The following is a 21,226-nucleotide window of genomic DNA, read 5'->3' as shown; positions in this document are numbered from 1 at the left end:
AATGTGCTTTCTTGTGCAGTATGCGTGCAATTCTGTGCGCGCGTGAAGATGTATAAGGAATCCGTGGGGAGGAGAAATGTGCACCCCACGCGAAACATTGCATAGTGTACGCAAAATTGCGGAATGTGTGCAAAGACCTGTGCGGTGGACCATTGGAAGTTGCGCGTGAGATATGGGGCTTGTGCCCTCGGGCGTATCGGCGATGGCGGCATGGGGCGGTAGACTGACCGGCATGCTCCACGCCGTTAGTTTTGCCCTCCTGGATTCCGTCAATGCCTTACTCATCGGAATCCTCGTGGCCATTGGCATCATCTTGCCCCGCGGCAAGTACCGGCGCATTGCCTCCTTAGTGGTGATAGGAGACTGGATGGGAGTCCTTGCCGCGGCGGCCGTGGTGATGTTTGTGCTGCTGGGAGTAAAAGACCAGATCGAGGCCATCTTGAGCTCGCCCGTTGCCGGCTGGGTACTTGTCGCAGTCGGCATCGCGGTGGGGTTTGGCTCGTGGCGCTCTCAAGGCCAGCCCAATGCCTTGGTAAATCGGCTGCTCGAGCCGTTGCGTACTCCATCGCTGCTTACCGCGATCATCGGTTTCATTATGGGCGTGGTGCAATCGCTGACCTCGGTGCCGTTTTATTACGGGCTCATGCACCTGGCTACCGAAGATATCGCTCCGGCCGCTCAGTACGGCGGCTTGGTGTGGTACGCCAGCTTGGCGTTGTCCCTGCCCACTATCTGTGGCCTTTTTATTGCGGTGGTGCGCGCCCATCCCGAATCGGCCGCCGGTCGGCTCTTTGCAGCGGCGCGCGCCAATAGCACCCAGGTGGCCCTCTTCGGCGGCTACCTTGTAGCGGTCTTCCTCATCCTCATGGGCGTGCTTTCCCTTTAATCAAAGGTGACCTCATCCAGGCTCAACGCCACATCGGATTGGCTGCGCGCGCAGTCCACGTAGCGGGAAGCATGCGCAATGAAGGCCTGTGACTCTTCTGGGCTGAGCTCGCGGCGCACCTTCGCTGGCACGCCGGCGGCAAGGCTGCGCGGTGGAATGGCGGTTCCTTCCAGCACCACGGCGCCTGCTGCGATGAGCGAGCCGTTGCCAATAGTGCAGCGCGAGAGCAGTGAAGAGGACATTCCCACCAGGGAACCGGCTTCCACATACGCGGCATGGACCATTGCCATGTGTCCCACCGTGACATCATCTTCTAGTACGCATGGCGTGTCCTCTTCTACATGGAAGACGCATTTGTCCTGAATGTTGCACCTAGCGCCGATGCGAATTGCCCCCACGTCGCCGCGCAGTACGCTGCCATAAAAGACGGAGGAATCCGGTCCGATTTCTACATCGCCAATGATGGTGGCAGTGGGTGCAAGCCACGCACTGCGGTGAATGCGCGGCTTCTTTCCAGCATAAGGCAAAAGCAACATGTCAGTCCTTTCAGGAAACTATTCCACCACCACGGCTACGGCGGGGGAAAGCTCGTAGTCGCCGGGGTAGGGGAGGTTGTCTACGAGGGCGTCGGCAAGCGCGGGCGTTATCGGAATGACCCAGCCGCGCCGGGGATCTTTGATGGGCAAGGCATCTTTTTTCGCGGCGGGAAAATGCACCGTCGTGGTGGGGGAGGCCAATGTGGCTGACTCGCGGGCGCGGGCTACCTCGCAGAGCACTTCCGCGCCGGGCTGATTAGTGACCACAATGATAAGCGGGCCGGCGGTGTGGATTTCCAGTTTTTCTACCCGCGCGGTAGGGGCGGTGAAATCGGGGTGAGCTAAGCGCGGGGGCTGCGCGCCGGTAAGTCGGGCGAGGGCGTCTTTTAATCCCATAAGTCCTTAGTCTAACCTGACTTAGGTCATGGGCGGGTGAGTAACGTCACTCTTGACACTGTTACCTGGTGGTTTTGTTTGTGGGGTGGGATTTTTCCGCACTAAGTGGGTAGTTCCGGGGTGTTCAGTAGTCTGATTTTGGTGAGTCCTTATATTCGCACCGTCAAGACCGCCTCAGGAGCGATAGCGGTGCACGTGGTGTTCTCTGAACGCAAAAGTGCGAAAAGAATGAAGCATATCGGCTCAGCGCATTCAGAGTCTGAGCTTGTGCTTTTGCGGGCTGAGGCTCAACGCATCGTCGATGGTGACCAACTCGCAATGGACTTCGGCGAGGTTACACACCCCACCGGCAACAGGCAGTGTTTCCAACCCGCTGCCGGTAGCCGGTCAGCGGGTTGGATACTTGCTGGACTGTATTGATGCGTGTTTCAACGAGTTAGGCCTTGCAGCAGCAAGCGGCGATGATCCGGTGCTTCGTGTTCTGGTGCGTGCCCGGAACATCCATCCCAGCTCAAAGCTGGATTCCATCGAGACTCTTGCCGAGGTTGGCATCACCAGCGCAAGCTACCGCACCATCCAGAGGCGTCTTTCCTCCTTCGCCACCGAATCGTTCGGGGAGATACAAACCCAAGCGTTGGCCCATCATGCAGGTATTGGGCCAAGCGCATTTATCTTGTACGACGTGACCATCTTGTACTTTGAAGCCGATACTCCTGATGAGCTTCGCAAACCCCTATTTTCCAAAGAACGCCGTGTGGAGCCACAAAACCTTGTCGGGCTGCTTACTGATGCCACCGGGTTTCCACTGCATGTGGGTGCGTTTGCTGGCAACTCGACATAAACCCACACGATGCTACTGATGATCACACGGTTCCAAGATGCCTACCAGCTCGACGAGGTTACCGTTGTTGCTGATGCGGGCATGGTTTCAGCGGCGAACAAGCAAGCACTCATCGATGCAGGTCTGCACTACATTTTGTCGGTGAAACCTCCACCGTGCCTGAGGTGATTGAAACCTGGCGGCGGGAAAACCCGGTGAAGACTACGCCCACGGCCAGATCTGGACACAAGCCTCGGCTGGGACAACGGCGCCCATGATTGGCGGCCAGCCCCCGTTGGCGCGGCGAGCCTGGCTGAGGTCGTAACGAATCTCGTGGCTGCCGGTGCTAGCCTGCTGGGGGTGCTGCCGCGTGGGGCCACTGAGATACGCCAGCTGCGCGCTTTCATCCTTCGCGCAACAAGCGGTTCCTCTGGACAATAGCGAAGGAATACCAGGACAACCCCAATGCACGGGGATACAATATTGCTATGAAAAAGTCTTCTTTCCTCGCAGTATGCGCTGCGTTCCTCGTCGCATCTCTGTCCGTACCCGCCGCCAACGCCGAGTTGACCCAGACTGAGCGGGACCAATTCCGTACCGACCCCGTTGGCGCGATTGCCTGGCAGGCCATCAAGGGCTCTTCCGAGTATGTGCGTGCCGATGGTGACACCATGATGGCCGCGTCCTTCTTCTCCATGACTTCGCCGGGCGACGACATCGGCCTGCCGGCCTTGCAGAACTGCGCCGAGCGGGTCGGCTCCTCTGCTCCGGTGGGTGGCGTGCGCTACGTGGCGGCTGCCCTGTGCGCGACCTTTGACCCGACCACACGCGGCGAGGTGCAGCGCGCGAACCTCATGTACGCGCCGCTGGGTTAAACCGCGCTTTATCGAGCCGCACGGTGGTTGCGTCATGTTGCGTTGAATCGCGCTGCGTCAGGCAGTGCGCAGCGCGTTCGATTTGGTGGAATGCTGCAAGGAGGGATGATGCGCAAGCACGTGGTGATCAAGGGAGTCTCGAGCTGCGGTAAGTCCACGGTCGGGGAGTTGCTGGCGCAGCGCACCGGCCTGCCTTTTCGGGATGGGGACGATATGCATCCGGCGGCGAACATCTAGAAGACGGCCTCGGTGCAGGCCCTTGACGGCGCCGTCCGCAAGCCCTGGCTCGAGTCCTTAGGTCGCTTTCTCGCGGACCAGGACGCCGGTGCCATTGTGGGCTGCTCCGCGCTCAAGCGCTCCCACCGCGACATCATCGATACGATCTTTGTGGGCCTGCACGGCTCTTATGAGCTGCTCAAGGAGCGCATGAGTCAGCGCTCTGGGCAACTTCATGTCGGTCGTCCTTCTGGACTCGCAATTCGAGTCACTCGAGGAACTGCAGCCGGGGGAAGCGGGCATCGTGCTGGATGTCAGCGAGGCCCCAGAGGAACTTGCCGCCGCGGCGGCCGAATACTTACGGGGTTAGCTGGCGCTTCCCGACTTAGGTCATGTGTGGGTGAGTAACGTTTCTCTTGACACTGCTACCTGGTGGTATTTGACGGTGGGGTGGGATTGTTCCGCACTAAAATGGCCTAAGCCAGGTGGAATCGGGGCACGCCAGGCGCGGGGGTTGCGTGCCGGTCAGCCGGGCGAGAGCATCTTTTAATCCCATGGGAGCCTAGTCTAGTGAGCTCTCACGGTGATGGTGCGGCAGCGCTCCAGGTCGAAATAGGCACGTTGGCCGGTGGCGGCGACGCGCTCGCGGGCCACGGACTCATCGTGGGTGACGGCCGTGGCGAGGAAGACTAGCGGACCATCGGGCTGGCGCCATGTGCCGAGATACCGCGCGCCGTGTTCTTTGGCTAAGGCCAAGGCCTTGCTCACCGCGGCTGGGGTAGGCTCCGTCACCCGCAACAGCGCTTTCCCGGTGGGGTTATAGGCGAACCCGGTGCGAGGCTGCTGGCCGGTTTCGATATCGAAGGTGCCTTCTTCGTCCGCGAGCAATTGTCGGAAAATGCGCTTCATTGGGCCCAGCGTAGTATGGGGCACCATGATTGACGCCAGCAACACCGCACTCGTTATTGAAGGCGGCGGCATGCGCAATTCCTATACGGCCGCCTGTATGGTCAAACTCATCGAAGAGGGCGTGGACTTTGGCTGGGTAGGCGGCGTCTCCGCCGGGGCATCGCATACCGTTAATTACTTGTCGCGCGATGCCCGCCGCGCCGAAGAGTCTTTTACAGACTTTGCTCAAAGCCCCAGCTTCGGCGGAGTGGGTTCGCTGGTGCGTGGCACCGGGTATTTCAATGCCGAGTACATCTATGAGCGCGCCGCGGACAAGGATTTGCCCTTTGATTGGCAGGCTTACCGTGAGCATCCGGCCGATATGGTGCTTGCTGCAGCGCGCGCCGATACCGGCGAGTCTGTTTACTGGACGCGCGAGGACATCCACACCCCGGAAGATCTCTTCGTGCGCGTGCGCGCTTCTTCCACGCTGCCGCTGATTATGCCGATGCGATCTATCGACGGCGCGCCGTACGTGGACGGTGCTTTGGGCTCTTCCGGTGGCATTACCATTGCGCAAGCAGAAGAGGCCGGCTACGAGAAGTTCCTGTTTATTGGTACAAAGCCGCGCGGGTACGTGCGCCCTGCGGTCGCGCGCCCAGCCTTCGTCCGCCGCGTCTTCCGCAGGTACCCCGCTATTGCCGACGCCCTCGTAGCCCGCCCCGCCCTCTATAACGCGGCCAAAGACCGGCTTTTGGAGTTGGAGCGCCAAGGTAGGGCGCAACTATTTTTCCCGCAGGATATGCAGGTGACCTCTACCGAACGCAACGTGCACAAGCTGCGGGCGAACTATCAGGCGGGGAAAGCCCAGACCTATACGGAGTGGCCACGGTGGAAGGAGTTCCTCCTTGATTAGTTCACTATGAGCGTTTCCTGTGAGATGTGCCGCTGCTGGGGGTGGGTGGCCCCTGACGAAAAGGGCTTAAGCAGTAGCGATGCCATTGGTGGTCGTTAAAGAATGTGCCTTTCACGTGGCACTTTGGAGGAAAATGCCTAAAATATTCCAGCGTGTTAGCAATTTTTGATGGAAATATATGGCTGAGCATCTTTTTCATAGTGTTGCTCGGCACGCTATTTGGCATGATCCCCTTCGGTCCGCTGCGCTTTGGCGCGGCGGGCACGCTGTTTATGGGCTTGGCCTTCGGCTCATTTATTGATCTAGATAAAGACATCTTAAGCTCCCTGCAAGAGCTGGGATTGGGACTCTTTATTTATATGCAGGGCCTGTCCGCCGGTGAGCGCTTCTTCAAGGGCTTTTCTAAGCAGATGAAGCACATGCTCACCGCAGCCATTGCGATTGTGGTGGCCGCGGGCGCAGCCCTCCTCTTTGGCGGCATGCTGGGGCTGGATACCCTGGCCTCCGTTGGTGTATTCGCCGGCGCCACGACCTCGACGCCGTCGCTGGCAGTTGCCCAACAGCAAACCGGTGAAGAGCTACCCGCTGTGGGCTACTCGCTGGGCTATCCCGTGGGTGTGGCGGTGGCCATTTTGGTCGTGGCATTCCTGCTCAAGCAGAATTGGCCCGCCAAGCACGATAAGGACAATTCGGCCTCCAAGATCTTCCGTTCCCGTACCATTCGCGTTACCAAAGACGTGAACTACGATGACTTGGAAGAACAGTTCAAGGATCACTTTGTTATCGCTACCATTCGCCGCGGTAATAAGGTCCGGGTTGCCGGCGATCGCCCCGAATTGCACAAGGGCGATATCCTGCGCGTTATGGTCACCAAGGCTAAGGCCCGTGAACTGACCCAGATGCTGGGCAAGCGTCAGCCGCAAACTCCGTTCGTGGATAAACGCCTGGTCATCGAAAACGTGGCTATTTCTAACCAAGATATCGCCGGCCGCACCGTTGAGGAGCTCAACCTGTTCTCCCGCTATGGCGGTCGCATCGTGCGCGTGCAGCGCGGCGATGAGGAATTCTTGGCCAATAACGAAACCCACTTGGCTTCTGGCGATATGCTGGAGCTCATCGTGAAGTTTGACCGCTTGGGTGACATCAAGGATTACTTCGGTGACTCAATTAAGTCCTACTCCGAGCTGAACTGGGTGGCCTTGGGTGGTGGCCTGTTCCTGGGTTACCTGCTGGGCCAGGTCGTGGTTCCGATGCCGGGTGGCGCTTCCTTCGAGCTGGGCTTTGCGCTTGGCCCGCTGATTACGGGTCTTATCCTGGGCGCGCTGCACCGTACCCGCCGCATTCCGTGGCAGGTTCCGGCCTCCATTAATACTGCCTTCCAGCAGTGGGGCCTCGTCATCTTCTTGGCCTCTGTGGGCCTCTCGTCCGGCGAGGCATTCTTGTCCACCGCCTTCTCCTGGATGGGTCTGAAGTGCATGATCCTCGCCGCCATTGTCACCGTGGTGGTTTCGATCCTATTCGCTGTAGCGAATCGCTTCATGGGTCAGTCCGAGACCCGTACCTCCGGCGGACTCTCTGGCATCTTCGCTCAGCCGGCCGTGGTCAACTACGCCACGGGGTTGAGCTCCGACTCGCGCATCATGACCGGTTATGCGGCCACCATTGTGGTGGCGCAGGTGGTCAAGATTGCCGTTGTCCCTGTGATGTTGATGGTTTAACACGCAACGGAAAAGGCCGCTTCCCGTTCTGAGAAGCGGCCTTTCTCTCTGCCGTGTGAAGCTGTGTGGTTTCTAATCCGCCACGAGGGTTTCCATGGTGAGCTCTGGGTGTTCCTTCTCAATGAAGGCGAGCTTCCACTTATCACCAAAGAGCGCGATGAGCTCGCCATCTTGGCGGGTAAAGATTTCCACGCCGCGCTGACGGCCGAGCTCTGGGGCGGATTCGGCATCGGTGCGGCGAGCCACGGAATAGGGGATAGGCTCGGTGACGGTTTCCACGTTGTATTCGAACTCCATGCGGGCCTGCATGACCTCGAACTGCATGGGACCCACCGCCGCCATGACCGGGGAGGCATCGCCGCGCGCCTCGTTTTTGAGAATCTGGACCACGCCCTCGGCCGCCAGCTGCTCTAGGCCCTTACGGAAGGCCTTGTACTTGCCCAGCGACTTCGCGCGCAGAATGCGGAAGGCTTCCGGCGCGAACTGAGGCATGGGCTTAAATTGCACCTTCTTGCCGGAATAGATGGTGTCACCAGGGGCAAGCGAGCCGGCGTTGACCAAGCCCACGATATCGCCCGGATAGGCGGTGTCCACGGTATCGCGCGTGCGACCAAAGACAGTCAGGGCGTACTTGGTGGAAAAGCTGCGGCCAGATTGGGCGTGGTTGACCTGCATGCCGCGCTCGAATTCACCGGAAACCACGCGCATAAAGGCGAGATTATCGCGGTGCTTTTGGTCCATGCCCGCCTGGACCTTGAAGACGACGCCCGAGAAGTCATCGCTAACCTCGCGGACCTCATCAATGGCGCTGGTGGCTGCCTCAACTGCCTTTGGGTCGGATTCGCGCGAGTGCGGAGCCGGGGCGATGGCGCACAGGGTGTCCAAAATCTGGTGCACACCAAAGTTCAGCATCGCAGAAGCGAAGATGAGTGGGGAGGTCACGCACTGTTCAAAGAGCTCCTGATCGTGCAGGGCACCGTCGGCGGCAAGCAGCTCGGCTTCCTCGACGGCGGTCTCCCACACGTCTTCTTCCTTCTCACCGGCGGCATCCGGATCGAAGTGTTCCTCCGGGGCAATGGTAGAACCACCGGCAGTGCGGATGAAGTGGATATACTCATCGGCCTCGCCATCATCGTTGATATGCGCTAGGCCGCGGAAGTCACCGGCAATGCCTACCGGCCAGTACAGCGGGGTGGGCTGCAGTTGGATTTCGTTGACGATTTCATCGACAAGCTCCAAGGGCTCGCGGCCCACGCGGTCCCACTTATTGATCACGGTCACGATAGGCAGGCCGCGGGCCTTGCACACGCGGAAGAGCTTGAGGGTCTGGGGCTCGAGGCCCTTGGCGGCGTCGATAAGCATGACTGCCGCATCCACCGCGGTGAGCACGCGGTAGGTATCCTCTGAGAAGTCCGCGTGGCCCGGGGTATCGACCAGGTTAATCATGTAGGGCTCGCCTTCGTGGCCCTCCGGTGCATACTCGAACTGCAGCGCCGAGGAAGCCACGGAAATGCCGCGGTCCTTTTCCATATCCATCCAGTCAGACACGGTGGACTTGCGGTTGCCCTTGCCGTGGACCGCGCCGGCCTCATTAATAACGTGTGCGTGCAGCGCCAGCGCCTCCGTCAGCGTGGACTTACCAGCATCCGGATGGGCGATAACGGCAAACGTGCGGCGGCGCGAGGCCTCAGAAACGACAGAACTCATGCGGCATAGTCTAGTGGTTTCGCGCTACCACTCCACATTGAGGCGGCGCCCCAAATCATCAAAGACGCGGCGAGCCACCGACAGCTTCTTCGCAATGGGGCGCTGGAGACCAGGTTTGCGCTTGTCGTTGTAGTATTCGCCGGATTCAAAGTGGATTCCCTCGGTGCCCGTCAAAAAGTAGGCGAGGTTTTCGCCGCCGTCGGCAGGCTTGCCAAAGGTCTTGCCAATCAGCCCGGAATACATCTTGGACATCATGCCGGTTGAAGACTTGGAAAAGTCAGTGGCAAGCACGCCAGGGTGGAAAGACACCGCGTTAATCCCGTGGGCATCGATATAGCGGGTGAGCAGGATATCGCCCAGCTTGGCGTTGCCGTAGGCGCGCTCGGGGCTGAAGTGCTCCAGCGTAGTGGGATCACTGAGGTCGAATTTAGACATAAGGAAATTGGCTAGGGAAGCCGTTTGCACCACGTTCGCGTTATCCGCGCGCAGCTTGTCCTGTAGCAGCGAGGTCAACAGGAAGGGCGCGACCACGTTGACCTGCCAGGTGCGCTCAAATCCATCGGCGGTGGTGGAGGGGCCATCAAAAATGCCGCCGGCATTATTGCCCAGGGCGTGGATATGCTCCAGGCCTTCCAAGTCCTGTGCCAAGCGGCGAACTTGGCCCAAGGACTCGAAGTCCGCCAGGAAGTACTGGCCTTCGACTTCCTCGGCCACCGCGCGGGTCTTTTCCGGATTGCGGCCGACGATAACCAGATTGTCTTGTGGCCGGGTGCGGTGCAACTGACGAGCAGCCGCGGCCCCCAACCCGCCGGATGCGCCGGTAATCACAATGGTCTTGGCAGTGCTATTTGGCGAAGTCATAGCACCAATCCTAACCGCCCACCGAGGGCAGCGCCGGCCAGCAGTTTCCCTGCGCCTTAAGCAGGTCTATACTTCCGCTGGTGAAACAATTGCTTTCCATACGGCAGTGGGGCCCGGCGCGATTGACCGCGGCTGGCTTCCTCGTGCTGATTCTGGTGGGAACGGTTTTGCTCATGCTGCCGTTCGCCGAGGCCGGCACCGCCCGCGCTTCCTTCCTGTCTGCCCTGTTTACCGCTACGTCTGCGGTCTCGCTTACCGGCCTTATCGTGGTGGATACCGGCAGCTTCTGGAGCCCGGCCGGCCAGGTCGTCATCTTGGTGCTGATCCAACTGGGCGGCCTGGGCATCATGTCGCTTGCCTCGCTATCTGGTCTGCTATTTACCGGCCGGATTAGCTTTAAGGCGCGCAAAACCGGTGCCTATGAGGGGCGCCCCATTGCCCCCGGTGGAATCCGCAAGACGCTGATTTTTACCTTCGCATTTACCGCGGTAGCTGAGATCATCATCGCCATCATTGTGGCCGCACGATTGATGATTGGCTATGGGCACTCCTTTCCGCGCGCGGTGTGGGAGGGCATCTTCCATGCGGTATCTGCGTTTAACAATGCCGGCTTTAGCACCAATAGCGATAACCTAGTGCCCTTTGTTTCTGATGCCTGGATTTTGCTGCCCTTGGCCGCCGCATTGATCGGTGGCGGTTTAGGTTTTCCGGTGTGGGCGGAGCTGGTGCGCTTGGTACGCCGCGATCGCCATGTGGTTCACCGCATTTCCATTACCGCCCGCATGACCCTAGCGGCCACGACCGTGCTTTTGCTCGCCGGCGGCGTCTTTTTCGCGTGCATGGAATGGACCGGGCTTTTGTCTTCGATGTCGCTGGGGGATAAGTTGCTCAACTCTTTCTTTGCCAGCGCGTCCCCGCGCACGGCGGGCTTTAATGCCATCGATTATGGGCAGGCGCACCCCATCACGCTGATGGGCACCGACATTTTGATGTTTATCGGTGGTGGCTCGGCCGGTACGGCCGGCGGTATTAAAGTCACCACCGCCTGCGTGCTCTTGGCTGCCATGGCCGCGGAGTTTTCGGGCCAGGAAACCACCACCATTGGCCACCGCAGCCTTCCGCGATCGGTGACCCGCCAGGCCCTAGCCCTGAGCTTTGCCGGGGTTCTGGTGGTCACGCTGGGCGTGGCGGCGCTGCGCTTTTTTGATCCGGAGTTTAGCGGTGATCAGGTGTCCTTTGAAGTGCTCTCCGCTTTCGCTACGGTGGGCTTGTCCACCGGAATTACCGCAAGCCTGTCTGCGCCTTCGCAGATAGTGCTATGCCTCATCATGTACTTGGGCCGCGTTGGCCCAACCACCTTGGTAGCAGCGCTGGCGGCGAAATCCGTCAGCCGGCGCTATAGCTTCCCCGAAGAAAGGCCGTTCCTTGGCTAATATTCTCAAGGCGCTGGGACGCACCCGCGCCGGCATTGACATTCCACCCGTCGTCGTTATTGGATTAGGCCGATTTGGCTCCTCGCTTGCGCATGAGCTGATGGCCAATGGCGTCGAGGTCCTCGGCATCGACTCCAGTGAAAAGCGCGTGCGCGAAGAAGCGCCCTACCTCACCGAGACCATCGCGGCCGATACCACCGACCCAGAGGCTTTGCGCCAGCTGGGCGTGGAGGAGGTCGAGCGCGTCATCGTCGCCATCGGCTCTCACTTGGAAGATTCCATCCTCACCGCGTCCAACCTGGTGGAGTTGGGGGTCAAAGACATCTGGGCCAAGGCTGATTCGGAGGCACACGCGCGTATTCTCAGCCAGATTGGTACCCACCATGTCATCCGACCAGAGCGTGATACCGGCCGCCGCGTGGCTTATCTTTTGGGCGGGCGCTTCCGTGATTTTGCGGAGATTGCCACCGATTATGGCGTGACCCAGATGGCCGTTCCTAGTTCATTGGTGGGCCGGCCGCTCGACCTTTCTGCCATCTGGCGCACGCACCGCGTGCAATTGGTTTCCGTGCGCCGCGCGGAAGGGGAGTGGGCCCCGCTTGCCGACGCCACCGAGCTCACCCCCACCGATTTCATTGTCGCCGCCGGCAGCCCCAAGGCGCTAGAAAAATTTTCCCAGTGCTAGCGCGAGTGGATCTGGTTCTGGGCCTTGCCTAGCCCGTCCGTCACGATGAGGCGAGCGGCCTCGGCCGCGGTGGCGATGGCGTCATCAAAGCCTGCCCCCGCATCCACCGGGCCCAATACATAATCCGGAATGGACGAACCTTTGGGCGGCCGGGAAATACCAATGCGCACGCGCAGATAGTCGCGGGTGCCCAAGCGCTCGGTGAGCGACTTGAGGCCGTTGTGCCCATTTTCATTTCCACCCTGCTTGATCCGGATCTTATTGGCCGGAAGATCCAGCTCATCGTGGAGAACAATGACGTGATCTGCGGCGATGCCAAGTTGTTGTGCCAGTGGCGCTACTGGATCGCCAGAAAGGTTCATAAACGTGCCCGAACGCACGGCAAGTACTTTCTGTCCCTCCCAGCTAAGCGGCGCGACCTGCACATCCATCCCACGAACCGGCTCCAGCACGTCACCGCCTGCGGCTAACAGATCATCGATGGCCATATAGCCCACATTGTGGCGGGTAGCGGCATACTTCGCGCCGGGATTGCCCAAGCCCACAATAAGCCACTCCGCCTCTAGCTCATCCGGATTGAGGCCTGGTGTGGGTTTATTCTTCGAGCCAAAGAACCGCGCGAAAAAATCTCCTAAAGGTGCCACTGCACTAGCTTCCTCTCTCAGTAAGGTGGGGTGCTATGAGTCAGGTTATAAGCTCCCTTTCCCGTAGCGTAATCCCCGCGCCCATGGCCGGCGGTCCCACCACCCCGGAACTAGTGCGCGCTGCCCATGCCGCCGGCTCTTTTGGCACCTTAGGTGTGGGCTCTGCCAGCATAGACGCTGCCCGCACACAGATTGACCAGTGTGGCGGCATTCCGTTTGGAGTAAATCTCTTTTGCCCACAACAGCCGCTTTCCAGGGCGCACCTAGCAGCCGCACGCGATCTGGCGCAAGCAGAAAACCAGCCACTGCCTGAGCCCGATTACTCCTTTGGCTTCGAAGAGAAGCTGGAACTAGCGCTGCGCGGTGGCGCCCGCGTGGTGTGGTCCATGTTTGGAACCTTTACACCCGAACAGATAGAGCGAATCCACGCCGCGGGCGCAGAGGCCTGGACCACCGTCACCACTACTGCGGAGGCAACCGTCGCCGCAGGTCGGGGCGTCGACGTGCTCTGCGTCCAAGGCCCGGCCGCCGGCGGCCATCGCGGAACCTGGGATTTAGCCGCGACTCCCGATTCCCGGGATCTGGAAGAACTAGTGGCCGACGTGCATACCGCAGCCCCAGATCTTCCTCTAATCGCCGCTGGCGGCCTGCGCACCGCAGACGATATAGCCACCGCTATGTCCTGGGACGGCGTCGGCGCATGTTCCTGCGGTTCCGCATTTTTGCTCACCGAAGAGGCGGGAACGAGTGACTACAACCGGCAGCTACTGCGCCGTGGTGGGCAGACCGTGTCTACCCGTGCTTTCTCGGGCCGCTTCGCCCGTGGACTAGAAACTCAGTACACCCGCAGTCACCCCAACCTTCCCCCGGTTTATCCGCTCTTGAACCCTGTGCTTAAGGAACGCCGTGCGCAGCACGATGATGCCGTAGCCTACTGCCTCGTAGGTACCGACGTGGCAAAAATTAACGGGGGTACTGTGGCCAACATCCTGAACGAACTATGCCAAAACCCACAGTAGTAGGCGCTAATATTTATGTTTGAAGATTTAATGCCACCCCCGTGACAGAAAAGGAATGAATTACGTGACTGCGAACGCACATGTTGGCCATGATGATTGGAACGAGCGCCTCGAGCTGGCGCAGCAGATGATTCCGCTCATCCACCAGCTGCACCGCAACAATAACGTTGTCACCACCATCTTCGGCCGCCCACTGGTGGGGCAGACCGATATCGACATCATCAAGTCTCACCGCTACGGCCGCCGCATCGCGCAGCGCCACCTGTCCACGGCGGAGACCCTGCCTATCCTGGTGGAATTGGCAGACATGAACCTGGGCGCGGCAAGCGTCGACCTCGGCCGCTTGGTCCTCGGGTGGGAGGAATCCAATGAGGAAAACCTCCGCATGTACTTGGAAGGCGAGCTGTGCCAGATCGTCGGTGCTGGCGTTGACCTAGAGACCACCGACGTCGTCCTCTACGGCTTCGGCCGCATCGGACGCCTGCTGGCCCGCCTGCTCGTCGCCCGCGAGGCAGCATACGGTGGCGTTCGCCTGCGCGGCATCGTCCTGCGCAAGAAGGGCGACGGTGACATCCTCAAGCGCGCTTCCTTGCTGCGCCGCGATTCCGTTCACGGTGCTTTCAACGGCACCATCTCAGTGGACGAGGAAAATGAGGTCATCTGGGCTAACGGCACCAAGATCCAGATGATCTACGCCAATGATCCCGCCGAGATCGACTACACCTCCTATGGCATCAATGACGCCATCTTGGTGGACAACACCGGCGCATGGCGCGACCGCGAGAGCCTGTCTCAGCACCTCAAGGCCAAGGGCATCTCCCGCGTGCTGCTGACCGCACCGGGCAAGGGCGATATCAAGAACATCGTCTACGGCATCAATAACGACAACATCAGCGATGAGGATCAGATCCTCTCCGCTGCATCCTGCACCACCAACGGCATTACCCCGGTTCTTAAGGTCATCAATGACCGCTACGGTGTAACCCACGGTCACGTGGAGACCGCGCACTCGTTCACCAATGACCAGAACCTCATCGATAACTACCACAAGGGCGATCGCCGCGGCCGCGCCGCAGGCCTGAACATGGTGCTTACCGCTACCGGCGCAGCCAAGGCTGTGGCCAAGGCTCTACCGGAATTTGAGGGCAAGCTCACCGGCAATGCCATCCGCGTTCCTACCCCGGACGTGTCCATGGCCGTGCTCAACCTCGAGCTGTCCAAGGAAGTAGAGCGCGATGAGGTCAACGACTTCCTCCGCAACGTTTCCCTGCACTCCGACCTGCGCCAGCAGATTTCCTACATTGCCTCTCCAGAGGTTGTTTCCTCTGACTTCATCGGCAATACCCACGCCGGCATCGTCGACGGCGTTGCTACCATCGCCTCCGGCAAGCACCTGGTGCTCTACGTGTGGTACGACAACGAGTATGGCTACTCCAACCAGGTAGTACGCATCGTAGAAGAGCTGGCGCACACCCGCCCGGTTGTTCTGCCGAAGCGCGTATCTCCGTCTGAGCTTTAAGCTCATAAAGCTCTGGCCCGCGGTTTCCGCGGGCTTTTGCCGTTTTCCCTGCTCCAATCACCCCACCCCGAAAGCAGCCACGCTATCGGCCTGGAAGCACGCCAATGGAGTTGAAACGTGGCCGCTTTATGTGGTTAGTCCATTGGCTGCAGTGCCTTCGTCCGCAGCAGTTGTTTCGCCATCCACGAACCAACGGCGGCGATGAGCAGTGTTAAGAACGCTGCGACAGCGTAGCGTGCAGGAGTATCGGCATTCATTGGCCACGCCGAAAAGGCAACTAACCACAGGTAAGTCTTGGCGAGGACATCACCGCCGAGAGTTACGGAAACAATGGTGCCCATGATGGTGAGGGCGAGTGCACTTATAATCCCGAAGCGCACCACGATGCACAGGGAAATCACCGCAATACTGAAACCCACACCTACGGCCAGCGGCAGTCGTCCCAATACAGCAGGAGCAGAAGAACCGGCGCTGATTGAAGCGAGCGATGCAGCCGTGCACACGAATACTACTGCCCCAAAGATCCAGATGAGAAGGGCGTTAGGGCTATGACGTGATTCGCTGTAGCTTAGCGGCCACGCCGCCGCTAGCAGTGGCCACACTATGCAAGGGAGGACTCCCGCGCCCACAGGCAGTAGCGCAAAGACGAAGAAGCCGTGGACATAATCGGCAGGGTAGGTGAGGGCAATGACGGCTAAAGCCACGATGCTCAGTACTAGACACCCAATGAGCAAGGGGCTCGACGCCGCACGGTGCAGCCCGATCAGCGCGCCAGGTAGTGTGGAGCGAGCGGCAGCTCTCGGTGTAGCAGTTGGGGTCCACACCTCACCAGTGGTGATTGCGGCCGTATCTTCAGCGGTACCGCCCTGGCGCAGACGCAACCTAAGAGGTCGTATGCGGCGAGGAGTAAAGATTGCCGCGCACGTACCTACAGCCGCAAGAACTAGGCATAGTAGTGCGGCGGGCAGTGGACCTTCTTGCAGTAGCGGATCACCTGGATCGAGAGGAACAGAGTTCTGATGAATCCGCAGGGCAGGAAGCAATAACCTCATCGGCCACGCAGGTGGGAACGCCCACCACGCGTTGCCCTCGACAGTGCTCGGTAAAATTCCAATTTCTTGCCAGGCAATGCTTCCAGCTAAGGCGGCGACGAGGCCGCAGCGGCGCGCGCACCCTGCAGCGAGCCCGGCGATCCCGATAGCCCCTAGGAAGGAATAGAGCCCAGACACCACTAATAGTTGATGGTTGGCACGGCCCTGAAGAGCCACGATTGCCCAAGAAAGACCGAAATTGAGGACATGAAAGATCGCCAAGCTAGAAAGGACGGCAAGATAGCGCGAGGCCTGTTCATAGTGGGCGTTGATCCGGCGCCACAGGGTACCGCCGCCGCGCGTACGGGCTTCTCGGCGCTCGGGAATGGCGGCAAAAAGCGCAATGAGAGGTGCATACATGCCCGTGATGAACATGGACTGCCATCCCAAAACGCCGGTGGCGTCTTGTGTGGGAGAAGCCAGCGCGGAAAACAACGCTGTCATCACCACTAATGGTACGGCCAGTAGAGGGAGCCATTGCAGCGCGCTCCCGCGACTGCGAAGGACCTCGGCAGAAAGGTAACGCTTAAACATGAGCTTCACCATCCGGGGAGGTCAAGCGGAAAAACTCGGCTTCTAGCTGGCCACTGGGAGCCAAATTCTTAAGAGAACCAGAATAGCGAATGGTGCCCTCGGCAAGGATGGTGATGTCTTGGGCTAAGTGGACAACCTCACCGAGCTGATGGGAGCTGACGATGACGGTATGACCGGCGCCAGCCAGCTTCTGCAGGAGCTCACGAAGCTCTACGATGCCCTGCGGATCAAGGCCATTTTGTGGTTCATCGAGAACGAGGATTTCGGGATCGCCAAGCAGTGCTTGGGCTAGGGCGAGGCGTGCCTTCATGCCAGTAGAAAATGACTTAGCCTTCTTCGACCCAGCTCCATTGAGACCGACGATGGCAAGCACTCGCTCTATCTCGGATTCTGGTAGACCAAGCAATCGCGTATGGACGCGAAGGTTGGCTGCTGCAGAAAGGTGCCCATAAAAAGCTGGACCGTTAACGGAAGCCCCCACGTGGTCGAGAACCTCGCGTGACCAGGGCGCACCAGCCACGCGAATAGTCCCGGAATCGGCGGCAAGAAGGCCTAGAAAGAGGGAAAAGAGCGTAGATTTACCGGCACCGTTACGCCCCAAAAGAGCATGGACGCGACCAGGAGTGATGCGAAAATCTACGTCCCGCAAAACTGTGTGGGCGCTAAAAGACTTCGAGACGCGCTCAAAGGAGATTTCATAATTCATACTGCAAAGTCTCGCGTGCCGGGGCGCGAATATCTTCCGTCCACAATATGGACTTCGCAGTGAATGTCTCCTACCGTCGTAGGAGACTAGGCAATTCCAGCGCGCTGGGCCACCAGGACCAGCGCCACGCGGTCGCGCGCCGCAAGCTTAGACATGAGCGAAGAGACGTGCGTCTTTACCGTCGTTTCCGCAATGACCATCTCGGCGGCGATCTCGGAATTTGTAGCACCGCGTGCGATGAGCGAAAGAACTTCCATCTCGCGCCGGGTTACCAGGCTGAGCCCTTGGCGCTCCTGCGCGCTCAACTGGCCGCGGGTAAGGGCGGTGCGATAGGCCTCCAAAACTGGTCCGGTGACCTGAGAGGCCAGCACCGATTCGCCCTTGGCGACGTCCCGTACTGCTCCCACTAGCACCTCCGGATCTGCATCTTTGAGCAGGAACCCATGCGCGCCGGCGGCGATAGATTGAGCCACCAATTCTTCTTCATTAAACGTGGTGAGCATGATGATTCGGCACTCGGGGACGCGGGAAAGGATCGCTTGGGCCGCAGCGATACCGTCCATTCCCGGCATTCGGATGTCTAGGATGGCTACGTCAGTGCGGTGGCTCAACGCTGCGGTGACGGCTTCGGAGCCGGTATTGGCGGTGGCCACGACCTCAATGTCATCCTGAGCGTTAAGGATGGTAGACAATGCGGCAACTAGCATCGCTTGGTCATCGGCGAGTAGGACACGAATCTTAGACACGGCTTTCCTTCTACAAGGGTAGTTCGGCATGCAGGATGAACTTTGTTGCATCACCCGAGCACTCTAGTCTTCCACCCAGCGCGTGGGCGCGCTCTTCGACGCCGATGAGGCCAACTCCGCTGCCAGTAACTTCGCTGGGAGTCGGGGAGGGATTGGTAGAGGTTAGGGTGATCCGGGCGGCGTCGGCAAGCGCGAGCTCTACCTCTACCTGCGTGCCGGGGCCTTGGTGACGCAGTGCATTGGTCAAGGCTTCAGAAATGATGCGTACCAAGGCCAATTGCGTCAGTGCAGGCGTCTCATAGGTCTCCGGTAAGTCCGCTGCAATTTCTAAGCCCGCCGCGCGGAACCCATCGATAATGCCCTCGATGTGCTCAAGCTGCTCTGTCGGCTTGAGAGCGGAAGGACCGGTGCTCCGCAGTGCCGTGACGATGCCGCGAACCTCTTCCAATGCAGAATCCGCGCCATCACGGATAGCGGCCAGAGCATCCTGGGCAGCCTCACTATTTACACGCCCGGCGATGATCCCGGCATTCGCCTGAACCTTGATCAAAGTTAGGGAATGAGCGAGTACATCGTGCAATTCCCTAGCAATGAGCAGGCGCTCTTCTTCTTGGGCTTGGTGGAAACGCTCCTGGGCCAGCCGCTCCTGCTGGCGCGCCAGGTCGAAGTAGCGTGCGGCGATGAAGTAGGTGCTGCCCAAAACTGCCCAGTGCACCACCAGCATGGCCAGGAAGCGGCGGTCTAGCTGGTAGTGCAGCAGGAAAGACTCCGGATCAATGCGCCACATGACGGGCGAGATGAAGGAGCCCAGAATCGTCAGCGCCAGCACCGTGCGGGGAATAATGCGGCGCCCCACGTAGCGGGAGGTCGCATACACCGCCATGGGTGCAGTCAGGGCCCAAGGGGTAAGCCCTAGATTGGTGGGCAGCTGGCTCATCCAAGCCATGGCCCATGCCGCGAGCAGCACAATGAAGCCCGTGGCGCTGAGCACGGGACGGCTCCGCCAGATCCACATAAATGGCAGGAATAGCAACGATAGACCTGCCTGAATAATCTCAATTATGCTGGGATTCTTCGCGGCAGAAATCACATAAAACAGCGCAATGAGCACCGCCACCGCGGTGAGGATTTTATCCCCTAAGCGCGCTCGCGCGGCGGTGTCAGTGCTCATAAAAGAAGATAGTAATACAGCCCTTGCTGCTACTTCTTCTTATCCTTCTTCTTGCCCTTCTTGGAGGTCTTCTTCGCTGTCTTCTGCTCGGACTTGCGCTCTAGCTTGGCAGCGACGTCCGGCACGTACCGGAACTCTTCGCGGGCAGGGCGTTCATAGGTTTCGCCATCGGAATCTGGGCGCGGCGGAATCTCCGGCATCTCGCGCTCGAGCTTCTCGTATGGAATGGTGCTCAAAAGGTGCGAAATGACGTTAATGCGCGAGCGCTTCTTGTCTTCTGATTCCACGGTGTACCACGGCGCCGTTGGGGTATCGGTATGGATGAACATCGCATCCTTGGCACGGGAGTAGTCCTCCCAGCGGGTAATGGACTGTAGATCCATAGGGGAGAGCTTCCAACGGCGCAGCGGGTCGTTGCGGCGGGATTCAAAGCGCTTGATCTGCTCCTCATCGGAGACGGAGAACCAGTACTTGCGCAGCATGATGCCGTCTTCGACCAACATCTGCTCAAAGGTGGGTGCTTGGTGGAGGAAACGGACATACTCCTGGTCGGTGCAAAAGCCCATGACGCGCTCGACACCGGCACGGTTGTACCAGGAGCGGTCAAAGATGACGATTTCGCCCTTGGTGGGCAGCTTTTCCACGTAGCGCTGGAAGTACCACTGGCCCTGTTCGCGCGAGTTCGGTGCGGGCAGCGCCTCGATGCGGCAGGTACGCGGATTGAGGTACTGGGTGATGCGCTTAATCGCGGAGCCTTTGCCGGCGGCGTCGCGGCCCTCCATGATGATGACTACGCGGGCGCCGGTTTCAACGACCCACTGCTGCATGTCCACGAGCTCTGCTTGGAGGCGCTCGAGCTCCTTCTCGTAGGCCTTCTTGTTGAGTTTCTTAGGGGCTTTACTGCTTTTTGTGCTCATTAATCCAGCTTAACCGGCGCAAGCGGCTGGGATGAAAACGGGACCGCCCACTTTGGAGTGAGAACCTGGGCACAGCTTAGGAACAAGTACAGCCGGGGCCGCAGCCGGGCTCTCCATAGCGGGTGGTATTAGAAATATGCCCCAAGCCTTCGATGGCGATGGTGACGTTTTGGCCATCCTCGATAAATTGCTGCGGGGTGCGGGCAAAACCCACGCCTTCTGGCGTGCCGGTAACGATGACGTCGCCCGGATTGAGTGGATAGAGCTGCGAGCAGAACTCAATGAGCTCAGCTACGGAAAAGATGAGGTCATCGGTATTATCGTGCTGCCTCTCTTCACCGTCTACGGTAGTGGTGAGCACAGCTCCGGACCCCGGTGACCACTCATCCGCGGTGGTAAGCCAAGGGCCGAAGCCGGCGGTGCGATAAAAGGATTTACCGGCATGGAACTGGCTAGTCTGGCGTTGGAAGTCACGCAGCGTGTAGTCATTCATGATGGCGTAGCCCGCCACATAATTTAGCGCCTCGTCGCGGCTGACACGGTGGGCACGCTCGCCGATGATGACCGCCAACTCACCTTCATAATCCAGCTTCTGTGTGCCATATTCGGGAATGAAGACATCATCATAGGGGCCGGTGAGGGCGTCGGCGAACTTGATGAACAAGGTGGGATGTTCGGGGAATTCGCGTCCCATCTCGCGGATGTGCTTGGCGTAATTGAGCCCCACGCAGATGACCTTGCCGGGAGCTGGCACGACGGCTTCCAAATCAGCGTGGTCAAAGACCACGGGCTCGCCGGAAAGCTGGGCGGCCTTGCGCCAATCTTCGCTGCGCAGCAGCTGGCCCACGTCCTCATAATCCAACTCAACTCCCACGTTATCGCCGTCGATGCGGATAGCGGAAGTTCCAAAGCCAGTGCGTAGGGTAGCCAATTTCATGGCGA

General features: G+C 59.5%; 23 protein-coding genes and 1 pseudogene. 11 read left to right on the top strand and 13 right to left on the bottom strand.

The features are described 5' to 3' along the window. Positions 1 to 232 precede the first annotated feature (232 nt). Positions 233 to 886 carry a hypothetical protein gene (locus MHK09_RS08595; RefSeq protein ID WP_204609722.1) on the top strand — a complete coding sequence of 218 codons (654 nt, stop codon included), beginning with the start codon at positions 233 to 235 and terminating at the stop codon, positions 884 to 886. Here the strand turns inward: MHK09_RS08595 and MHK09_RS08590 are convergent. Both MHK09_RS08590 and MHK09_RS08585 read right to left on the bottom strand, forming a co-directional pair. Next, complete coding sequence (locus MHK09_RS08590; protein WP_250413255.1) at positions 883 to 1,422, bottom strand: gamma carbonic anhydrase family protein; 540 nt, start codon at positions 1,420 to 1,422, stop codon at positions 883 to 885. The genes MHK09_RS08595 and MHK09_RS08590 overlap by 4 nt on opposite strands. Before the next feature lie 18 nt (positions 1,423 to 1,440). Beyond that, positions 1,441 to 1,818, bottom strand: coding sequence for a hypothetical protein (locus MHK09_RS08585; RefSeq protein ID WP_250413254.1), 378 nt, complete (start codon positions 1,816 to 1,818; stop codon positions 1,441 to 1,443). Between the two features lie 228 nt (positions 1,819 to 2,046). Between MHK09_RS08585 and MHK09_RS11880 the strand changes: the two are divergent. The 3 genes and pseudogenes from MHK09_RS11880 to MHK09_RS11815 all read left to right on the top strand — a co-directional run. Next, positions 2,047 to 2,897 (top strand): annotated as a pseudogene (locus MHK09_RS11880) (IS1634 family transposase); the annotation flags it as partial. Between the two features lie 229 nt (positions 2,898 to 3,126). Then, positions 3,127 to 3,513: a hypothetical protein gene (locus MHK09_RS08575; protein ID WP_250413252.1), complete on the top strand. Its 387-nt coding sequence runs from the start codon at positions 3,127 to 3,129 to the stop codon at positions 3,511 to 3,513. 105 nt (positions 3,514 to 3,618) lie between these two features. Further along, complete coding sequence (locus MHK09_RS11815; protein WP_366511721.1) at positions 3,619 to 3,750, top strand: shikimate kinase; 132 nt, start codon at positions 3,619 to 3,621, stop codon at positions 3,748 to 3,750. 57 nt (positions 3,751 to 3,807) lie between these two features. Here MHK09_RS11815 and MHK09_RS11810 read toward each other — a convergent pair whose 3' ends face one another. Next, positions 3,808 to 3,966, bottom strand: coding sequence for a hypothetical protein (locus MHK09_RS11810; RefSeq protein WP_366511720.1), 159 nt, complete (start codon positions 3,964 to 3,966; stop codon positions 3,808 to 3,810). Between MHK09_RS11810 and MHK09_RS11805 the strand changes: the two genes are divergently transcribed. Further along, positions 3,965 to 4,099, top strand: a complete 135-nt coding sequence (locus MHK09_RS11805) for a carbohydrate kinase (RefSeq protein ID WP_005323710.1) — start codon at positions 3,965 to 3,967, stop codon at positions 4,097 to 4,099. The genes MHK09_RS11810 and MHK09_RS11805 overlap by 2 nt on opposite strands. Before the next feature lie 197 nt (positions 4,100 to 4,296). Here the strand turns inward: MHK09_RS11805 and MHK09_RS08565 are convergent, their stop codons facing one another. Next, a complete protein-coding gene (locus tag MHK09_RS08565; RefSeq protein WP_150851700.1) occupies positions 4,297 to 4,638 on the bottom strand; it encodes a hypothetical protein in 342 nt (113 codons plus the stop codon). 25 nt (positions 4,639 to 4,663) lie between these two features. On the opposite strand from MHK09_RS08565, the gene MHK09_RS08560 reads away from it, so the two are divergent. Beyond that, a complete protein-coding gene (locus MHK09_RS08560) occupies positions 4,664 to 5,533 on the top strand; it encodes a patatin-like phospholipase family protein (RefSeq protein WP_005323708.1) in 870 nt (289 codons plus the stop codon). A 152-nt stretch (positions 5,534 to 5,685) separates the two neighbouring features. Continuing rightward, positions 5,686 to 7,251: an aspartate-alanine antiporter-like transporter gene (locus tag MHK09_RS08555; protein WP_005323707.1), complete on the top strand. Its 1,566-nt coding sequence runs from the start codon at positions 5,686 to 5,688 to the stop codon at positions 7,249 to 7,251. Positions 7,252 to 7,323: 72 nt separating this feature from the next. Here the strand turns inward: MHK09_RS08555 and MHK09_RS08550 are convergent, their stop codons facing one another. Beyond that, positions 7,324 to 8,958, bottom strand: coding sequence for a peptide chain release factor 3 (locus MHK09_RS08550; RefSeq protein WP_179386259.1), 1,635 nt, complete (start codon positions 8,956 to 8,958; stop codon positions 7,324 to 7,326). Positions 8,959 to 8,982: 24 nt separating this feature from the next. Beyond that, positions 8,983 to 9,819 (bottom strand): SDR family NAD(P)-dependent oxidoreductase, encoded by an 837-nt coding sequence (locus MHK09_RS08545; protein WP_005323705.1) that lies wholly within the window; start codon positions 9,817 to 9,819, stop codon positions 8,983 to 8,985. A gap of 80 nt (positions 9,820 to 9,899) precedes the next feature. On the opposite strand from MHK09_RS08545, the gene MHK09_RS08540 reads away from it, so the two are divergent. Then, entirely contained in the window at positions 9,900 to 11,252 is a 1,353-nt protein-coding gene (locus tag MHK09_RS08540; protein WP_250413251.1) for a TrkH family potassium uptake protein, read from the top strand. After that, on the top strand, positions 11,245 to 11,937 hold the full coding sequence (locus MHK09_RS08535) for a potassium channel family protein (RefSeq protein WP_239277808.1): 693 nt from the start codon (positions 11,245 to 11,247) through the stop codon (positions 11,935 to 11,937). The genes MHK09_RS08540 and MHK09_RS08535 overlap by 8 nt, the downstream gene beginning before the upstream one ends. Here the strand turns inward: MHK09_RS08535 and pth are convergent. Beyond that, complete coding sequence (gene pth, locus MHK09_RS08530) at positions 11,934 to 12,581, bottom strand: aminoacyl-tRNA hydrolase (RefSeq protein ID WP_250413249.1); 648 nt, start codon at positions 12,579 to 12,581, stop codon at positions 11,934 to 11,936. The genes MHK09_RS08535 and pth overlap by 4 nt on opposite strands. Before the next feature lie 35 nt (positions 12,582 to 12,616). Here pth and MHK09_RS08525 point away from each other — a divergent pair, with 35 nt between their 5' ends. Further along, complete coding sequence (locus MHK09_RS08525; RefSeq protein ID WP_250413247.1) at positions 12,617 to 13,600, top strand: nitronate monooxygenase; 984 nt, start codon at positions 12,617 to 12,619, stop codon at positions 13,598 to 13,600. A gap of 64 nt (positions 13,601 to 13,664) precedes the next feature. Continuing rightward, entirely contained in the window at positions 13,665 to 15,119 is a 1,455-nt protein-coding gene (locus MHK09_RS08520; RefSeq protein ID WP_436232110.1) for a glyceraldehyde-3-phosphate dehydrogenase, read from the top strand. Between the two features lie 134 nt (positions 15,120 to 15,253). On the opposite strand, the gene MHK09_RS08515 is transcribed toward MHK09_RS08520, so the two are convergent. From MHK09_RS08515 to MHK09_RS08490, 6 genes are all read right to left on the bottom strand, one after another. After that, a complete protein-coding gene (locus MHK09_RS08515; RefSeq protein WP_250413245.1) occupies positions 15,254 to 16,654 on the bottom strand; it encodes an ABC-2 family transporter permease in 1,401 nt (466 codons plus the stop codon). An 82-nt stretch (positions 16,655 to 16,736) separates the two neighbouring features. Continuing rightward, positions 16,737 to 17,450, bottom strand: a complete 714-nt coding sequence (locus tag MHK09_RS08510) for an ATP-binding cassette domain-containing protein (RefSeq protein ID WP_250413244.1) — start codon at positions 17,448 to 17,450, stop codon at positions 16,737 to 16,739. Positions 17,451 to 17,536: 86 nt separating this feature from the next. Further along, the gene (locus MHK09_RS08505) at positions 17,537 to 18,196 is read right to left on the bottom strand and encodes a response regulator (protein WP_250409534.1); all 660 of its coding nucleotides are present in this window, start codon (positions 18,194 to 18,196) and stop codon (positions 17,537 to 17,539) included. A 10-nt stretch (positions 18,197 to 18,206) separates the two neighbouring features. Then, positions 18,207 to 19,367 carry a sensor histidine kinase gene (locus tag MHK09_RS08500; protein WP_250413243.1) on the bottom strand — a complete coding sequence of 387 codons (1,161 nt, stop codon included), beginning with the start codon at positions 19,365 to 19,367 and terminating at the stop codon, positions 18,207 to 18,209. A 29-nt stretch (positions 19,368 to 19,396) separates the two neighbouring features. Further along, entirely contained in the window at positions 19,397 to 20,284 is an 888-nt protein-coding gene (ppk2, locus tag MHK09_RS08495; protein ID WP_005329034.1) for a polyphosphate kinase 2, read from the bottom strand. Positions 20,285 to 20,360: 76 nt separating this feature from the next. Then, on the bottom strand, positions 20,361 to 21,221 hold the full coding sequence (locus tag MHK09_RS08490; RefSeq protein WP_250413241.1) for a fumarylacetoacetate hydrolase family protein: 861 nt from the start codon (positions 21,219 to 21,221) through the stop codon (positions 20,361 to 20,363). Between the last annotated feature and the right edge of the window lie 5 nt (positions 21,222 to 21,226).

It is taken from the genome of Corynebacterium tuberculostearicum, from assembly GCF_022347235.1.
In the GTDB taxonomy this organism is placed as follows: Bacteria; Actinomycetota; Actinomycetes; order Mycobacteriales; family Mycobacteriaceae; genus Corynebacterium; species Corynebacterium tuberculostearicum_F.
The sequence above is the reverse complement of the archived record's forward strand: the minus strand, read 5'-3'. Positions and strand labels throughout refer to the sequence as shown.

Coding starts and splice junctions, on each gene's coding strand:
- MHK09_RS08595 (WP_204609722.1), top strand. CDS start 233: ATGCTCCACGCCGTTAGTTTTGCCCTCCTGGATTCCGTCAATGCCTTA.
- MHK09_RS08590 (WP_250413255.1), bottom strand. CDS start 1,422: ATGTTGCTTTTGCCTTATGCTGGAAAGAAGCCGCGCATTCACCGCAGT.
- MHK09_RS08585 (WP_250413254.1), bottom strand. CDS start 1,818: ATGGGATTAAAAGACGCCCTCGCCCGACTTACCGGCGCGCAGCCCCCG.
- MHK09_RS08575 (WP_250413252.1), top strand. CDS start 3,127: ATGAAAAAGTCTTCTTTCCTCGCAGTATGCGCTGCGTTCCTCGTCGCA.
- MHK09_RS11815 (WP_366511721.1), top strand. CDS start 3,619: ATGATGCGCAAGCACGTGGTGATCAAGGGAGTCTCGAGCTGCGGTAAG.
- MHK09_RS11805 (WP_005323710.1), top strand. CDS start 3,965: ATGTCGGTCGTCCTTCTGGACTCGCAATTCGAGTCACTCGAGGAACTG.
- MHK09_RS11810 (WP_366511720.1), bottom strand. CDS start 3,966: ATGAAGTTGCCCAGAGCGCTGACTCATGCGCTCCTTGAGCAGCTCATA.
- MHK09_RS08565 (WP_150851700.1), bottom strand. CDS start 4,638: ATGAAGCGCATTTTCCGACAATTGCTCGCGGACGAAGAAGGCACCTTC.
- MHK09_RS08560 (WP_005323708.1), top strand. CDS start 4,664: ATGATTGACGCCAGCAACACCGCACTCGTTATTGAAGGCGGCGGCATG.
- MHK09_RS08550 (WP_179386259.1), bottom strand. CDS start 8,958: ATGAGTTCTGTCGTTTCTGAGGCCTCGCGCCGCCGCACGTTTGCCGTT.
- MHK09_RS08545 (WP_005323705.1), bottom strand. CDS start 9,819: ATGACTTCGCCAAATAGCACTGCCAAGACCATTGTGATTACCGGCGCA.
- MHK09_RS08525 (WP_250413247.1), top strand. CDS start 12,617: ATGAGTCAGGTTATAAGCTCCCTTTCCCGTAGCGTAATCCCCGCGCCC.
- MHK09_RS08515 (WP_250413245.1), bottom strand. CDS start 16,654: ATGACAGCGTTGTTTTCCGCGCTGGCTTCTCCCACACAAGACGCCACC.
- MHK09_RS08510 (WP_250413244.1), bottom strand. CDS start 17,450: ATGAATTATGAAATCTCCTTTGAGCGCGTCTCGAAGTCTTTTAGCGCC.
- MHK09_RS08500 (WP_250413243.1), bottom strand. CDS start 19,367: ATGAGCACTGACACCGCCGCGCGAGCGCGCTTAGGGGATAAAATCCTC.
- ppk2 (WP_005329034.1), bottom strand. CDS start 20,284: ATGAGCACAAAAAGCAGTAAAGCCCCTAAGAAACTCAACAAGAAGGCC.
- MHK09_RS08490 (WP_250413241.1), bottom strand. CDS start 21,221: ATGAAATTGGCTACCCTACGCACTGGCTTTGGAACTTCCGCTATCCGC.